Consider the following 16,031-nt stretch of genomic DNA (forward strand, 5'->3'; position numbering starts at 1 on the left):
TCTACCTCCTAATTTTTAATGCGCGTTACTTTAGTAATATTCGGTAGAGTTGACATTTCATCTAAAATGGATTTGTCGATATTTTGGTCAACTTCAATAACCATTAATGCCATATTGCCACGTTCTTTTCGTGAAACTTCCATATGACCAATATTAATATTATAACCTGCTAAACAGTTTGCCACCGCCGCTATACAGCCTGCTCGATCATCATGCACAACAAGAATTGCTGGCATACCTCCAGATAACCTAAGCGGGAAACCATTTAATTCTATAATTTCAATACTTCCTCCGCCTATAGAAATACCCACCATCGACATTTCTGTTTCATCATCTCCAATTACTAAACGCGCTGTATTTGGATGTTCTGTATGCGCTGTTTCTGGAATAAATTCATAAGTTAAGTTAGCTTTTTCTGCATCCGCAAAAGCCGTTTTAATACGTTCATCAAAAGTATCGTAGTCTAGTAGACCTCCGATAATTGCAACATCTGTCCCATGTCCTTTATAAGTTTCTGCAAAAGAGCCATATAGATGTATTTTCGCCCATTTTGGTTGGCCGCCAAATAAGTCACGTGCGACGCGACCAATTCGTGCTGCACCGGCTGTATGAGATGATGATGGCCCAATCATAACCGGGCCGATAATATCGAATACCGATGTGTATTTCATAAAAAAACTGCCCCCTTGCTTAATCGTTGTTAGTCGTAACACCATTCTACATGATAATTTAAGACTATACCAAGTATTTGATACAGCGCAAAAAAGTAGCGCACTCTAATAGCGCGCTACTTTTGAATAGCTGTTTAATTTATATACCACAATTTCCGAACAAACTTCCGGTACTCTTTATTCAACAGAAAGAATAAATGGATATAATGGTTGTTTACCATTATGAACTTCCACTTCAACATCTGGATAGTTTTCTTCGATAAAGCTTGTAAATGTATTAACTGCTGATTCGTCTGCATCTTGTCCATAAAGTACTGTTACGATTTCCGAATCCTCATCAATCATTGATTGAATTAAAGTTTCTGAAGCTGATGCAAGCGAAGTTGTTGCTTCCACAATTTTACCTTCAGAAATAGCCATAAAGTCGCCTTTATGAATTTCAACGCCATCAATCGAAGTATCACGAACAGCAAAAGTCACTTGTCCAGTTTTCACATGAGCAAATGCTGTTGTCATGTTTGCTTTATTCTCTTCAACTGAAGCATCAGGATTAAACGCAAGAACTGCCGCCATTCCTTGAGGCACTGATTTTGTTGGTACGACCGCAGCTTCAATGTCTAACACTTCAGCTGCTTGCTCTGCTGCCATTACGATGTTTTTATTATTCGGTAAAATTAGTACGCGTTCTGCGCCTACTGCTTTAATGGCGTTAACGATATCTTCAGTTGAAGGATTCATTGTTTGTCCACCTTCGATAACATAAGAAGCGCCAACACTTTCTAAAAGCTCAGCAACACCCGACCCCATTGCTACTGTAACAATTGCATATGGATGTTTTTTCTGTACTTTTTTAGCTGATTCATTAGTATGACCTTCGCCAACGATGTCTGTATGTTGCTGACGCATATTGTCGACTTTTACTTTAATCAAGCTACCAAATTGGTGTCCGTAAGCAATTACTTCACCTGGTTGTTCAGAGTGAATGTGAATTTTCACGACTTCGTCATCTGAAATGACAAGTAAAGAATCTCCATAATGACTTAAATCTTCACGGAATTTTGCTTCATCAAAAGGTTTACCACCTAATTTTTCGTCTTCGAAACGAACCATGAATTCAGTACAGTAACCGTACACAATTTCTGATGTATCCATGAAGTCTTGTACTTTATGATGTTCAGCATTTACTAAATCGTCCATTGAAGTTGCTACTGTTTTTTCAGGAAGTGCTTCACCTTTTAGTGATGCTAAAAAGCCTTCATAAACAAACACTAAGCCTTGTCCACCACTATCTACTACTCCAACTTCTTTCAGTACAGGTAGTAATTCAGGAGTGTTAGCTAGTGATGCTTTTGCTGCTTTGACTAACTCGTCCATCACAACGATGATATCTTGCTCTGTTTTAGCTACTTCCACAACATGAGCTGCAGCTTCTCTTGCAACCGTTAAAATAGTACCTTCTACAGGTTTCATAACTGCTTTATATGCAGTATCCACGCCGTATTGGAATGCTTGCGCGAATTGGATGGCATCGACTGTAGCTTCTTTTTCGATTGCTTTACCAAAGCCTCGGAATAATTGAGATAGGATAACACCTGAGTTACCACGAGCTCCCATTAATAATCCTTTTGATAAGGCTTGGGCTGTTTTACCGATATGTTCCACAGCATTTGTTTCAGTTTCCTTTGCACCTGATGTCATCGATAAATTCATATTTGTACCTGTATCGCCATCTGGCACAGGGAATACGTTTAAAGAATCCACATAATCTGCATTTTGGAATAGGTGATGTGATCCCATTTGCACCATTTCGGCAAATTTAATCCCGTCTAATGACTTCATTTGAATGAGTTCCTCCTCTTACACGTTCGCTACGCGAACACCTTGCACATAGATATTGACTGATTTCACTGCCATTCCGAGTGTTTTATCTAGTGTATATTTTACTTTTGATTGGACTTGGTATGCTACTTCTGAGATTTTAGTACCGTAGCTAACGATTACATACATATCAATATGTAAATCTTCGCCCTGTTGGCGTACAAGAACACCTTTTGCAAAATTCTCTTTGCGTAAAATGTCTGTTAGTCCATCACGAATTTGGTGTTTACTTGCCATACCTACAATGCCGTAACATTCAAGAGCGGCTCCACCAGCCATTTGTGCGACAACATCATTTGAAATATCAATGTTTCCGAATTCGTTTTTTAATTCAACTGACATAAAAATGCCTCCTGACTCCATTTTGACTAACTCTTATTGTACTATACAAAATTCGATTATAAAAGAAAACCTATACATTCGTCTAGTATAGACTGTAAAGGTTTTTTTCTTGAAAGTCTATCGAAATCAGTTGCAATGCATAAAAGTGTATGTTAAATTATTAAAGTATGTGAAATACCGAACTGAAATTATAATCTTTCAGCTTCTTTTTGTGAGGAGGGAATATAAAAATGCCAAAAAAATGCGTAATTACTGGACGTAGAACTCGTTCCGGCAACGCTCGTTCCCACGCAATGAACGCTAACAAGCGTACATGGGGTGCAAACCTACAAAAGGTCCGTATTCTAGTTGACGGTAAACCGAAACGTGTATGGGTTTCTGCACGAGCTTTGAAATCAGGAAAAGTTGAGCGCGTATAATGCACTCATAATAAATGCCAGGTTGACTTATCGTCACCCTGGCATTTTTTCTTTTTTCTTTCTCTGTTTAGATTTAGCTGTAGCAGTTGTTGATGCTGATGCCGATGATTCTTTTTGAAATGCTTGTAAACAAACCCTCGCAAATCCACTGACGAATTTTGGCAATTGGAACGTGTATACCTTCAACTCTCCACTCCTCGCTAGTCATCTTTACTTCTTATCATTAAGCATATGCCTGCTGTGAATGAAATAGACGCGATTCCGTCAGATATTTCATTACTTGTAAAACGAGAGGTTCCTACTTCAATTACTTCATTGGTGGTTTCATATAAAACACCGCGCAACGTCATATTTTCTACAGGGCCTTTGAATGCAAAGAAGGACATATATTTATAATGATCATCCTGTACCATTGTATGTTCACCAGGGAGTAAAAATTGTAGTTCATTTGAACGATTTACTATTTTAATATGTAGTTGTGGATACGCTAATTGTAAGCGGTATACTGTGTGCAAATTTGCCTCGTAATGATCTAAACGTCCACCTGTTACACCAGTAATATATATAGTAGTCGGCTCTGATGATAGCGCTTTAATAATTGCGAGTTCAGTATCTGTTTCATTCTTTTCAGGTGAGTAACGTTCAATATGAGGAACTCGCTCAGAAATTTCTTGCCATTCTTCATCTGTTATCGAATCAAAGTCACCGACAGCCATATCTGGAACAATTCCTCTATTTAATAAATACATCGTCCCGTGGTCTGTTCCAATGAAAAAAGCATCAGAAAAAGAAAGCAAGAAATCGTTGGACACGATCTCTTGCTCAGGGCCTCCAGCGCAAATCACAATAGTTTTCATTGGACTGCTTGTTCTCCCGCTAATTGAATCTCTCGTAAAGCTTTTGAGCGATCTTCTTTACCGTAAATTGCCGATCCTGCTACGAATATTGTTGCACCTGCTTTTGCACAAGGAATGATTGTTTCTGCATTAATACCGCCATCGATTTCAATTTCCACATTCAAGCCTTTTTCTTTAATAATTGTTGAAAGTTGTTCAATTTTAGGCACTACCGAATGGATGAATTTTTGTCCTCCAAAGCCTGGATTTACAGTCATGAATAGTACCATATCAATATCTTCTAAAATATGTTGAATTGTTTCGATAGGTGTATGAGGATTTAATACGACACCTGGTTTCACACCATGTGAACGAATTAATTGGATTGTACGATGTAAATGACGGCATGCTTCTACATGTACTGTAATATAGTCTGCGCCGGCTTTTGCAAAGTCCTCGATATATTGATCTGGATTTTCAATCATTAAATGTACATCGAGTGGTAGATCTGTTACCGGACGTAGCGCTTCCACTACGATTGGGCCCATTGTAATATTCGGTACAAAATGTCCGTCCATTACATCGATATGAATTAATTTTGCTCCTGCTGCTTCAACTTCTTTTACTTCATCAGCTAATTTTGAAAAATTAGCTGCTAAAATAGATGGTGCGATTTTAATCATCATTAGTACCTCGGCTTTCTATCAATTATTTCTTGCAAAAACTGCAGGTAATGATCATAGCGATACTGCTTAATTTCTTTGTTCTCTACTGCAGCTTTCACAGCACATTTTGGTTCTTTTAAATGTAAACATCCACGAAATTTACAATCCTCCGATAAACGCTGTAATTCCGGGAAACAAGATGTTAATTCTTCTTTTTCAAGTGTATCGAAATCAAAAGAGCTAAATCCAGGTGTATCAGCAATTAATCCGCCAGCTAGAGGGATTAATTCAACATGTCTTGTCGTATGCTTCCCTCGTCCTAGCGCTTCTGATATAACCCCAGTTTTTAATTCTAATGATGGCATAATTGTATTCAACAAAGTGGATTTTCCAACACCAGATTGTCCTGCTAATACAGTTGTTTTACCTTCTAAAACCTGTTGAATTTTCACCAGTATTTCTGGATCTCCTTTATAGGTTTGAATCACTTCGTAACCTATTTCTTGATAATCTTTAATATACTGTTGTATACCAGCATTTTCTTCAGAAGTTAATAAATCTGTTTTTGTTAAGCAAATAATCGGGTGGATATGGAAAGATTCTAATGCTACTAAGAATTTATCCAATAATATTGTATTAAAAGCTGGTTCCTTTGCTGAGAAGACAAGAATTGCTTGGTCAATATTTGAAACTGGTGGACGTACAAGTTCGTTATGACGCTCATGAACAGCTGTGATTGTACCATCATTATTTCCTTCAACAACAAAGTCCACAAAGTCACCAACAAGTGGTGAAATACCTCTATTTCGGAATACACCACGACCGCGGCATTGAATCAGTTCACCATCGGAGTGAACATAATAAAATCCGCTTAATGCTTTTCGAATCTGACCTTTCGCCATTCGATTCCTCCTTATCGCGATTTTTCCATTTTTTCTAATTGTTCATAAGTTATTGTCTCATCAATAATTATTTTATCATCACGGACAACACGATAAATTGCTTTTCCTCCTTCCTCAATCGCTAATTGAGGAAAGATTTTTTTGGATTCAGTAATCTTAAATTCATTTTCAATATTTGCAAGTGAGCGTGTATGATCTTGAATGTAAACACGGATTTCTTGCTCCTCGCCCTCTTCTTCAGGGTCGTATGGAATATCAATTGTAGCAACATAAAATTTTACTTGCTTTTGTTGCGGTCCTTTTGAAATCACTACGTTAATTGTAGAGCCGATACTTGCCATATTCCCCGCTTGAGGAGTTTGAGAAATAACTTGCCCTTTTGGAATAGTTTCTGAGTAATCCTCTTTTGCAATGTGGACGTTAAAACCAGAAGATTTCGCATAATTTTTTAGAGCATCTTCATCATATCTTTCTAAATTTCCAATTTGCGCCTGCTCTTGACCCTCACTTACAGTAAAAACAATAATAGTTTTTGCTGGTACGACCTCTTCACTTGCATCAGGCGTCTGATCTAAAATAGTACCCGGTGCTTGATCAGAGTGCTTCGTTTTTGTTTTGATATCTTTAAAATCATACTTGGATAGTAATTTTTTTATTGTTTCTATATCGCGGCCTCTATAATCAATTAATGTTACTTTTTTCGGCCCCGAACTTAACATGATATCTATTTCAGAACCTTTTGTACGCTCTTTTCCTGCCGAAGGATTCGTTGAAATCACATGACCTTCCTTAATATCATCAGAAGCCTCTTCAGTTTGTCTTCCGATTTCAAAACCTTTATCTTCAAGTAATTCAATAGCCTTCACTAACTCTTGTCCAGCAACATCTGGAACTTCCACTTTCTTTTCTTTGAATAGATTAGGGAATAATACGAGGACCAAAATAAACAATAAAAGGAAAGTAATAATACCGCTAACAAATAGCAGTAATTTTCTTTTCTTCGATTTCTTTTTACCGCCCTTTTTTTCCTTCTTTTTATTATCTTCTACCACAGGCATTGCCTTTGTTTTTTCTATGTCCGCATTTTGAATCATTTGAGCCTTCGTAATTGCTGGCATTGCTTTTGTCTCATCGTGGTCAACAGGAGGCATAAATTTGGATTCATGACTTCTATGTTCTTCAAGAACTGTAGATAAATCTTCCTGAAGTTCTTCAACAGTAGAATAGCGGTGTGCCGGGTCTTTTGCAGTTGCCTTAAAAACGACATTTTCTAAGCTTTGTGGGATAGAAGGTACAATTGCACGTACTGAAGGCGTTTCAGATTGTAAATGCTTAAGTGCGATTGCCACTGCTGATTCACCCATAAACGGTAGTTTGCCTGTTAATAATTCATAAAGCACAATTCCCAATGCATATATATCCGATTTTTTAGTTGCTGTTCCTCCACGTGCTTGCTCAGGTGACAAATAATGGACTGTTCCTAAAACCGAATTTGTTTGTGTAAAAGATGTTGCTGATAATGCAATCGCAATACCAAAATCGGTAATTTTCACATTACCTTCTTGGTCCATTAATATGTTTTGTGGTTTAATATCGCGATGAACAATTTGATTCTGGTGAGCATGTGCAATAGCTGACGTTAATTGCTCCATTATCATGACACACTTCATCGGTGATAAAGGCGCAAATTCCTGTATGTATTGCTTTAAAGTTTTGCCTTCAACGTATTCCATAACCAAATAATGCATATCAGCATCTTCACCAACATCGTAAATACTTACAATATTAGGATGTGTAAGGCTTGTGGCAGATAACGCTTCCCTTTGGAAACGTCGATGAAGCTCCTCTTCATCGGAAAAGCTATATCGTAGTACTTTAATTGCTACATCTCTATCTAAAATCATATCGTGTGCAAGATAAACATTGGACATACCGCCGCCGCCAATCCATTCAAGAACTTTATAACGGCCGCTTAATCTTTTTCCAACAAGCATTCTTACACCTCCTTCATATTATCTGCAAATAAAATAAGCGAGATATTATCTTCTCCGCCATGTTCATTTGCCAGTTGTATCAGTTGTTCACCCTTTTCCTGAATAGGTAATGGCAGATGAATAATTGCTTGCATTTCTTGTTTAGTTAATTTGTTACTAAGACCATCAGAACAAACTAATACATATGAATCAGAAACGAATTGCACCGAATAAAAGTCTGGTGCAATCGTCGATTCTGTTCCTAAAGATTTAATGATGTAGTTTTTCTTAGGATGACTTTCTGCTTCTTCTTCACTAATTTCCCCATTATCTACGAGTACATTCACATAAGAGTGATCTCTTGTAATAAGTTGCAAATTAGTTGCAGTGCTGAAATACACACGACTATCTCCGATGTGACAAATAATACATTCGCCAGCATCTATCAAAACGGCTATTAAAGTTGTTCCCATGCCGTGACAATTTTCGTGTGATAAAGAATATTGATAAATCGATTCATTGAGTTCTTGAACAGATGCTAATAGCCATTCTTTTTTCAATTCAGTTGATTGAAAAGACTCCGCATCTGCTTGCAAAAATAACTGTTCAAATCCAGAAACTGCCATGCCACTAGCTATATCTCCAGCATTGTGTCCACCCATACCATCAGCGACAATGGCAAGTTTATATGCATCTTCGCGTTCAATGAATATAGCCCGGTCCTCATTTACCATCCTTTTCCTTCCAATATCACTCGCTACTATATATTCCACAGCCAGTCACCCCATTAATTCGTCGTTTCTTGCTTTCTCTCCTTCGCACGTAACTGACCACATGCAGCATCAATATCAGAACCGTGCTCGCGTCGAATCGTTACATTAACACCATGATTTTTTAATGTTTTTTCAAAAGCAAAAATATCATTTTTTGGTGTACGTACATAGTCACGTTCTGGAACATAGTTTACTGGAATCAAGTTCACGTGACATTTAATACCTTTGATTAATCTTGCTAATTCTTCAGCATGTTCTACTTGGTCATTGACCCCGCCAAATAGACCATATTCAAAACTAACTCGACGACCTGTTTTCTCAGTGTAATAACGAATTGCTTCAATTAGATCTGGTAGTTTGTACGCTTTTGCTATTGGCATCAAACGTAGACGTAATTCTTGGTTAGGTGCATGTAATGACAACGCAAAATTAATTTGTAATTGTTCATCTGCAAATTTATAAATTGAAGGAATAATACCACTAGTTGATACTGTGATATGGCGTGCACCAATGTTCAATCCTTTTTCATGATTAATGACTTTTAAGAAGCTCATCATGGCATCGTAGTTATCAAACGGTTCACCGATTCCCATAATCACGACATGACTTACACGTTCACCAACTTCATCTAATGCTTTTTGAACATTGACAACTTGCTCAACAATTTCACCAGCTAATAAATGACGTTTTAATCCTCCTAAAGTAGATGCACAGAATGAACATCCGATACGACAGCCCACTTGTGTCGTTACACAAACAGAGTTCCCATATTCATGACGCATTAACACAGTTTCAATTGAATAGCCATCTTGTAATTGGAACAAGAACTTGATGGTACCATCTTTAGATTCTTGTTTGATTAAAGTACTTAATGTACTTAGTTCAAAGTCAGCAGCTAATTTATCACGTAATTCTTTTGATAAGTTAGACATTTCATCGAAAGTTGTTACACGTTTAATATATAACCAGTCAAAAATTTGGCCAGCACGGAACGGTTTTTCTCCGTTGTCCTTTAACCAAGTTTGCATTTCTTCTGGCAATAATGAATAGATTGATTGGCGTAATTGTGGTTTTTCTTTTTTTACTCTTACTGGTTTTTGTATTTCTTGATCCATTAGTTTGTAAATTCTCCTTTTTTTCTAAAGGCAGCAACGAAAAAGCCATCACTGCTAAAGTCTTGTGGAAAGACTTGCATCATTCCGTTTGTTTGAAGCTCTTTGAGTACGGCTGGCACATTTGCTACGGGTTCAAGTTCCATATCCGTATGTTTCTCTAAAAATGCAGAAACAGTTCCATCGTTCTCAATTTTATCAACTGTACAAGTACTGTAAACCATTTTGCCTTCATTTTTTAATAATTCGTAAGCGGAATCCAGTAATTGTAATTGTATTGGTTGTAGTGATGAGAAATCTTCTTCTCTTTTTGTATATTTAATATCTGGTTTACGTCTAATAACTCCTAATCCACTACACGGCGCATCGACTAAAATACGATCAAATGATTGCTTTTCAAATTGCTCAGATGCTTTTCGACCATCTAATACTTGTGCGTTAATAACAGTTAAGCCTAGTCGTTCTGCATTGCTCTTAATAAGCTTAATTTTATGAGCATGTAGATCAGTTGCGATTAACTCGCCTTCATTTTTCATTTTCTCAGCAATATGAGTTGTTTTACCGCCTGGCGCAGCACACATGTCCAAAACTCTCATTCCTGGCTCTACTTGTAAAGCGTAAGCTGGTATCATAGAGCTTTCATCTTGAATGGTAATCAGACCATTTTTATAAGATTCTGTACGAGCAGCTTGACCCGTTAATAAATGCAAGCATTCCGGCAACACTTTACTACGCACAACTTCAAATTTCTCTCCCCACAAGCTTTCAAGAGCTTGATCTGTCGTTACTTTTGCTGTATTTACTCGAATAGTTTGTTGTGGAGGTAAATTATTTTCAAACAGCATATCAGATGTTTTTTGAATGCCGTAAGCTTCTACATAACGGCGTACTAACCAGACCGGGTGACTCGTTTCAATAGAAAGTCGTTCAATCGGATCTTTTATATCCGTCGTATCTCTAATTCCGTCACGTAAGACCGAACGTAAAATACCGTTTACTGTTTTAGAGACACCTTGATGGCGAGCTCGGTGTTTTGCAATCTCAACGGCTTCATTTACTGCTGCATGGTCAGGAATTTTCGATAGGTATGCAATTTGATATAAAGACAAGCGTAGTAACCATCTCACCCAATCATCCAATTTCCCACGTACAAATGGCTCTAAATAATAATCTAAAGTCATTTTGTATTGAAGTGTACCGTAAGTAATCTCCGTCAAAAGAGCACGGTCTTTCGGCTTAATATTATATTTTTCAATTGTTTGATGAAGAAGTAAATTACTATATGCTTGCTGTTTATCTACTGCAAGAAGAATAGTTAATGCTGCGTCGCGAACATTACCATCCCAAATTTTATCTTTCTTTTTTGTCATTCAAAACGGTCCCCAATCTGTAATTTTGACCCGGTACCCCTTAAGTAATCCATCGCAGTCATACGCTTTTTGCCAGCTGGCTGTAAATCTAAAATATTGATTGCTTCTCCGTTACCTGTTGCCACAGTAAAATATTCTTTATCAATAGCAATTACAGTACCAGGTATTTCGTTATGTTTTTTATCCGACTTTTGCGCCCACCAAATTTTCACATTATCGCCATGTAATTTCGTATAAGCTACCGGCCATGGATGTAAACCTCTTACTTGGTTATAAATTTCTGTGCTATTTTGCTGCCAATTGACTAGCTCTTGTTCACGTGAAATATTATGAGCAAATGTCACTTTTTCTTCATCTTGCGGGATGCGATCATTAGTGCCATCGATAATAGACGGTAATGTTTCTTTTAGTAGGTCGCGGCCGATAATACTTAATTTATCAAACAATAGGCCAGTATGATCTTGCTCCTCAATTGTGAGTTCTGCTTGTGAAATAATATCACCTGCATCAAGTTTAACTGCCATATACATTATCGTAACACCTGTTTTTTCTTGTCCATCGATTAAGCATTGATGAATTGGTGCTCCACCTCGATAAGCTGGTAATAATGAAGCATGAACATTCACACAACCAAGTTTCGGTGTATCCAATAGTTCCTTCGGTAAAATTTGACCGAAAGCAGCTGTTACGATTAAATCCGGATTTAAAGCTATGATTTCTTGCAACTCATCAGAGCCACGAAGTTTCTCTGGTTGAATTACCGGTAATCCTAAACGAACAGCCTCTTCTTTGACAGGTGGTGGCGTTAACACACGTTTACGACCAACAGGACGATCCGGTTGTGTTACGACAGCTTTAATATCGTACCCTTCATCATGAAGCATACGCAAAACTGGTACCGAAAAGGCAGGTGTCCCCATAAAGACAATGGAAATCATTCCTGTTCCTCCTCTGCTTCGGCCATTTCATCTAATTCTTCAAGCGTATAAACACGCGTAATTTTTTTATCAAATAACACACCAAACAAATGGTCAATTTCATGTTGAATCACACGTGCGTCAAAACCGGCTGCTTCAACTTCATACCATTCTCCATTACGGTCTTGTGCTTTAATATGGACATAATCAGGACGTTCTACATCGCCATAAAGTTCTGGAAAACTCAAACATCCTTCAATCTCAATAGCAGAACCATCTGTAGCTAAAATCGTTGGATTAATGATTTCAAGAATGGCTCTTTCCTCGCCCATTTCTACAACTGCCGCTTGAATGCTTTTATTTACTTGAGGTGCTGCGATTCCTACGCCATCATGCTCAAGCATTGTATCATACATATCATCAAGTAACTTTGCTAGCTCTGCATCAAATTTAGTAACAGGTGCTGCTTTAGTTTCTAACACTTTTGCTGGATTTTTTACAATTTCTAATAATGCCATAATGCCCTCTTTTCTTGCGATTATATCTAAATGGATGAAGGATCTAAATCAACTGTTAATTGAATACCTTTTTTCACCCAATCTGTTCGATACATGCGAATTAATTGTTGTAAAGTAGCCGTTAAATTAGGCTCTTTTTTATATTTTATCAAACATTGATAACGATATCTATTTTGCACCCGACTAATAGACGCTGCCGTCGGACCGATAATACCAACATTTTGTGATAGTTGCATACGTAACCAATCTACTGCCTTACCTGCATATTCTGCTGCCATCAGCACATCTTCATGCGTCACTTGTATAAGTACGACATAATAATACGGCGGATAAGCGAAACGCTGTCTCATTTGCATTTCCTGTACATAGAATGGTTCATAGTCTTGTTCTTTTGAAAGTTCGATTGCATAGTGCTCCGGTGTATATGTTTGGATAAATACTTCACCAGGTTTATCATGACGTCCTGCACGACCACTTACTTGTGTAAGTAATTGAAATGTACGCTCTGCAGCTCTAAAGTCCGGTAAATTTAATGAAGTATCGGCACTCAGAACACCAACCAATGTAATATTAGGAAAATCAAGCCCTTTCGCAATCATCTGTGTTCCTAGTAAAATATCAGCTTCTCCATGTCCAAAGGCATCTAGAATACGTTCATGAGAACCTTTTTGTCTCGTTGTATCAACATCCATACGAAGTACTCTTGCTTCAGGAAAGAACTTATATATTTCACTTTCAACCTTTTGCGTTCCAGTACCGAAAAATCGAATATGTTCACTTTGACATTCAGGGCATTCATGCGGCACTTGTTCTTCATAGCCACAATAGTGACATTTCAGTTTTTCTTGAGAGCGATGATAGGTCATAGAAATATCACAGTTTTTACATTGCACAACCGTACCACAATCTCTGCATAACACAAAGGAAGAAAAGCCTCTACGATTAAGGAATAATACCATCTGCTCTTTTTTTTCAAGTCGAATACGAATTGCTTCTGCTAATTCCTCAGAGAACATCGAACGATTCCCGTTTTTCAATTGTTCCCGCATATCGATAATTTCAACGGTTGGTAAGGATTGCTGCATTGCACGTTTTTTCAGTGTCAATAATGTGTACACTTGCTTCTTTGCTCTAGCAAAAGATTCTAAAGAAGGAGTTGCACTACCTAATATGACAGGACACTGATGAAATTCACTACGCCAAATAGCTACGTCCCGTGCATGATAACGCGGTGAGTCTTCTTGCTTATAAGTCGACTCATGCTCTTCATCCAATATAAATAAACCTACATTTGTGAACGGGGCAAAAACAGCTGACCGAGCGCCGACTACTACCTTTACTTCTCCCCTTTGAATCTTTCGCCATTCATCATATTTTTCACCTTTAGATAAACCACTATGAAGAACAGCGACTAATTCTCCAAAACGGGAGCGAAAACGCTCCGACATTTGAGGTGTTAAAGAAATTTCAGGGACGAGTACAATCGCTTCTTTCCCTTTTTCAAGAGTACTTTGAATAGCTTGTAAATAAACTTCCGTTTTCCCACTCCCTGTAATACCATGCAGTAAAAACGTTGTCGGTAGTTCATTTTTCATCGCTGTTAATATTTGCTGAAGTGCCACTTCTTGCTCATCAGTCAGCGCAAGCGGCTTAGTCTTCACTGCATTCTTTGTAAATGGGTCTCGGTATACTTCTTCTTGAATATACGTGGCAGCCCCTTTTTCAATAAGTGCATTAAGAACTGCAGTGGTAATACCTAAAGTTTGACAAAGTTCTTCAGGTGTAAAAATTGCACCTTTGTGATCTACCATCCATTCAGCAACCATAACTTGTTTTTTTGCTCTTTTTGGAATATCAGCGGCAATTTGCTGCAACTTCATTTCATCATCCAAAATTTTCAACTTTCGGATGGCCTTTACTTGACCTTGTTGTTTGACGACGGTTTTTATTTGGACAATTCCTTGTCCAATACTATATTTCAATGATTTCAGAAGTCCAGCAACTTCTACTTTTTTATATGGAATCGATGATTTATTGCCAAAAAGATTTTGTAATTCAGCTGGCAGTTCATCTAGTATGCCTGTGAGATGAATGGTTTTTTCGTATTTCGCCCGTAATGCAGAGGGTAACATCACTTGTAATGCATCTATTTCAAAGCATAAAGTCTGTTTTGTCATCCATTGGGCAAGCTGTAGCATTTCACCTGTTAAAACAGGTTCAATATCGAGTAACTGTGATAGTGGTTTAAGTTTACCTTGTGGAACATCCGTTTCTTCCTTTAAAGCAGTGATGAAACCAAGCACATTGCGAGGGCCAAATGGTACTTTTACACGACATCCAGCTTCTACAAGTGCTTGCCATTCATCTGGAACAGCGTAGTCAAACGGTCGATCCACTGGATATGCCGCTACGTCTACGATTACTTGCGCAATCACGATAATCTTTCTTCCCTTGCTAAAATGGTTTTGAATAACTCAAATGCCAATTCTTTTTTAGGAAGATGAACGAATGTTTTTTCGAAATCATTATGACCAACGAGTGTAACCGTATTAGTATCAGTGCCGAAGCCTGCTCCATCTTGAGTTACATCATTAGCAACAATATAATTTGCATTTTTCTTTTCTAGCTTACCTTTTGCATACTTCAATACATCATTAGTTTCTGCGGCAAAGCCAATTAGTAATTGATCTTTTTTCCGTTTCCCTAATGTTAGTAAAATATCAGTGGTGCGTTCTAATTCAATAATCGCATCACCTGGCTGTTTTTTCATTTTTTGCATATGCGCCGTTTTCGGGCGATAATCCGCTACCGCTGCTGTTTTTACAACAATATTGGCGTCATCATATTCAGCTAACATAGCTTGAAGCATGTCCTCAGCACTTTCCACATGAACAACTCTTACTCCAGCTGGAGGCTCAATTGCTACCGAACCTGATACAAGTACAGTTTCTGCACCTAATTCACGTGCTGCTGCAGCCATAGCATAGCCCATTTTCCCAGTTGAGAAATTGGTTAGATAACGTACGGGATCAATTCTTTCACGCGTTGGACCTGCAGAAATAACAACTTTCTTACCTTTTAAAAGTTCGTTTTTAGGTTCAAAAAACTGGGCAGCTAGTGCTGTAATTTTTTCCGGTTCCTCTAAACGACCTTTACCTACATATCCGCAAGCTAAAAAGCCCTCTGATGGTTCAATAAATTCATAGCCATCTTCAGCTAATTGGGCAAGATTTCGTTTAACTGCAAGATTATCATACATATGGACATTCATTGCAGGTGCAATCCACACTTTTGCAGTTGTTGCTAATAATGTGGTTGTTACCATATCATCTGCAATGCCGTTTGCAAGTTTACCAATTACATTTGCAGTTGCCGGAGCTACGATGATTAAATCCGCCCAATCTGCTAAATCGATATGTGCAATAACACTCGAATCTTTTTCATCAAAAGTGTCTGTATAAACATCATTTTTAGACATTACTTGAAAGCTTAAAGGTGTTACAAAACGTGTTGCAGATTCAGTCATCATTACTTTCACATTTGCACCAGCTTGAGATAATTTACTCACTAATGCTACTGCTTTGTAGACGGCGATTCCGCCTGAAACACAAAGTAAAATGTTTTTATTTGCAAGCATTTTTTTCTTCCTTTCAAA

At 37.8% G+C, this 16,031-nt stretch carries 16 protein-coding genes; 1 reads left to right on the forward strand and 15 read right to left on the reverse strand.

The annotated features are described in order from the left end of the window. Positions 1 to 8 precede the first annotated feature (8 nt). From sdaAB to MHH85_RS15135, 3 genes are all read right to left on the reverse strand, one after another. Positions 9 to 671, reverse strand: coding sequence for an L-serine ammonia-lyase, iron-sulfur-dependent subunit beta (sdaAB, locus tag MHH85_RS15125; RefSeq protein ID WP_053417497.1), 663 nt, complete (start codon positions 669 to 671; stop codon positions 9 to 11). Between the two features lie 177 nt (positions 672 to 848). Beyond that, positions 849 to 2,510 (reverse strand): DAK2 domain-containing protein, encoded by a 1,662-nt coding sequence (locus MHH85_RS15130; RefSeq protein ID WP_193738692.1) that lies wholly within the window; start codon positions 2,508 to 2,510, stop codon positions 849 to 851. Positions 2,511 to 2,528: 18 nt separating this feature from the next. After that, positions 2,529 to 2,891, reverse strand: a complete 363-nt coding sequence (locus tag MHH85_RS15135) for an Asp23/Gls24 family envelope stress response protein (RefSeq protein WP_038183979.1) — start codon at positions 2,889 to 2,891, stop codon at positions 2,529 to 2,531. A 230-nt stretch (positions 2,892 to 3,121) separates the two neighbouring features. Between MHH85_RS15135 and rpmB the strand changes: the two genes are divergently transcribed. Next, positions 3,122 to 3,310 carry a 50S ribosomal protein L28 gene (gene rpmB / locus MHH85_RS15140; protein ID WP_038183978.1) on the forward strand — a complete coding sequence of 63 codons (189 nt, stop codon included), beginning with the start codon at positions 3,122 to 3,124 and terminating at the stop codon, positions 3,308 to 3,310. Positions 3,311 to 3,343: 33 nt separating this feature from the next. Here rpmB and spoVM read toward each other — a convergent pair whose 3' ends face one another. From spoVM to coaBC, 12 genes are read right to left on the reverse strand one after another with little or no spacing between them, the layout of a single operon-like run. Then, complete coding sequence (gene spoVM / locus MHH85_RS15145; RefSeq protein WP_340707626.1) at positions 3,344 to 3,496, reverse strand: stage V sporulation protein SpoVM; 153 nt, start codon at positions 3,494 to 3,496, stop codon at positions 3,344 to 3,346. A gap of 14 nt (positions 3,497 to 3,510) precedes the next feature. Further along, positions 3,511 to 4,167, reverse strand: a complete 657-nt coding sequence (locus tag MHH85_RS15150; protein WP_340707627.1) for a thiamine diphosphokinase — start codon at positions 4,165 to 4,167, stop codon at positions 3,511 to 3,513. Further along, positions 4,164 to 4,829 carry a ribulose-phosphate 3-epimerase gene (gene rpe, locus MHH85_RS15155; protein WP_340708187.1) on the reverse strand — a complete coding sequence of 222 codons (666 nt, stop codon included), beginning with the start codon at positions 4,827 to 4,829 and terminating at the stop codon, positions 4,164 to 4,166. The genes MHH85_RS15150 and rpe overlap by 4 nt, the downstream gene beginning before the upstream one ends. Positions 4,830 to 4,831: 2 nt before the next feature. Continuing rightward, positions 4,832 to 5,713 (reverse strand): ribosome small subunit-dependent GTPase A, encoded by an 882-nt coding sequence (gene rsgA, locus MHH85_RS15160; RefSeq protein ID WP_193738689.1) that lies wholly within the window; start codon positions 5,711 to 5,713, stop codon positions 4,832 to 4,834. A gap of 11 nt (positions 5,714 to 5,724) precedes the next feature. Next, entirely contained in the window at positions 5,725 to 7,707 is a 1,983-nt protein-coding gene (gene pknB / locus MHH85_RS15165) for a Stk1 family PASTA domain-containing Ser/Thr kinase (protein ID WP_340707628.1), read from the reverse strand. Positions 7,708 to 7,709: 2 nt separating this feature from the next. Further along, a complete protein-coding gene (locus MHH85_RS15170) occupies positions 7,710 to 8,459 on the reverse strand; it encodes a Stp1/IreP family PP2C-type Ser/Thr phosphatase (protein WP_340707629.1) in 750 nt (249 codons plus the stop codon). A 14-nt stretch (positions 8,460 to 8,473) separates the two neighbouring features. After that, positions 8,474 to 9,574: a 23S rRNA (adenine(2503)-C(2))-methyltransferase RlmN gene (gene rlmN / locus MHH85_RS15175; RefSeq protein WP_193738686.1), complete on the reverse strand. Its 1,101-nt coding sequence runs from the start codon at positions 9,572 to 9,574 to the stop codon at positions 8,474 to 8,476. After that, positions 9,574 to 10,941, reverse strand: a complete 1,368-nt coding sequence (gene rsmB / locus MHH85_RS15180; protein WP_340707630.1) for a 16S rRNA (cytosine(967)-C(5))-methyltransferase RsmB — start codon at positions 10,939 to 10,941, stop codon at positions 9,574 to 9,576. The genes rlmN and rsmB overlap by 1 nt, the downstream gene beginning before the upstream one ends. Continuing rightward, the gene (gene fmt, locus MHH85_RS15185) at positions 10,938 to 11,879 is read right to left on the reverse strand and encodes a methionyl-tRNA formyltransferase (protein ID WP_340707631.1); all 942 of its coding nucleotides are present in this window, start codon (positions 11,877 to 11,879) and stop codon (positions 10,938 to 10,940) included. The genes rsmB and fmt overlap by 4 nt, the downstream gene beginning before the upstream one ends. Beyond that, positions 11,876 to 12,376 (reverse strand): peptide deformylase, encoded by a 501-nt coding sequence (gene def, locus MHH85_RS15190; RefSeq protein ID WP_053417507.1) that lies wholly within the window; start codon positions 12,374 to 12,376, stop codon positions 11,876 to 11,878. Before def ends, fmt begins: the two co-directional genes overlap by 4 nt. Positions 12,377 to 12,402: 26 nt before the next feature. Further along, complete coding sequence (gene priA, locus MHH85_RS15195) at positions 12,403 to 14,811, reverse strand: primosomal protein N' (RefSeq protein ID WP_340707632.1); 2,409 nt, start codon at positions 14,809 to 14,811, stop codon at positions 12,403 to 12,405. Beyond that, positions 14,808 to 16,013, reverse strand: a complete 1,206-nt coding sequence (gene coaBC / locus MHH85_RS15200) for a bifunctional phosphopantothenoylcysteine decarboxylase/phosphopantothenate--cysteine ligase CoaBC (protein ID WP_340707633.1) — start codon at positions 16,011 to 16,013, stop codon at positions 14,808 to 14,810. The genes priA and coaBC overlap by 4 nt, the downstream gene beginning before the upstream one ends. Positions 16,014 to 16,031: the final 18 nt, after the last annotated feature.

Source organism: Viridibacillus sp. FSL E2-0187 (assembly GCF_038006425.1).
GTDB classification, from domain to species: Bacteria; Bacillota; Bacilli; order Bacillales_A; family Planococcaceae; genus Viridibacillus; species Viridibacillus arvi.